The organism is Rhizobium ecuadorense (genome assembly GCF_001187535.1).
In the GTDB taxonomy this organism is placed as follows: Bacteria; Pseudomonadota; Alphaproteobacteria; order Rhizobiales; family Rhizobiaceae; genus Rhizobium; species Rhizobium ecuadorense.
Genome location: NZ_LFIO01000311.1, coordinates 1 through 309 on the forward strand (window position 1 = coordinate 1; position 309 = coordinate 309).

The 309-nt window shown below is 57.3% G+C and carries 2 pseudogenes; one reads left to right on the forward strand and one right to left on the reverse strand.

Annotation, left to right across the window (positions count from 1 at the left end):
- Window positions 1–109 (reverse strand): annotated as a pseudogene (locus AF337_RS45110) (oxidoreductase); the annotation flags it as partial.
- Between the two features lie 93 nt (window positions 110–202).
- Between AF337_RS45110 and AF337_RS45115 the strand changes: the two are divergent.
- Window positions 203–309 (forward strand): annotated as a pseudogene (locus AF337_RS45115) (AraC family transcriptional regulator); the annotation flags it as partial.

Sequence of the window (309 nt, forward strand, 5' to 3'; positions counted from 1 at the left end):
CTCCAAGCACGAGCTTTGCGCCGCGCCCGGCCAGCAGCAGCGCCGTGGCTTCGCCGATGCCGCTGCTGGCACCCGTGATTGCAATAACCTTGTCCTTGATATCAGGCATCTTCGTTCTCCTTTGTGCTTTTGAGGATTGCAGGTGCTGCCTGGAGAATCTATGCTGGTTGCTCCATGATTTCGTCGAGATCGTCCATAACCCATGATCGATCCCTTGTCCGATGTCTTTTCGCTGCTCGAGCTAGAGAGTGCGCGCTGCACACGTTTCGAGGTCGGAGGGCAATGGGCGTTTCGTTTTCCGGCCAAGCC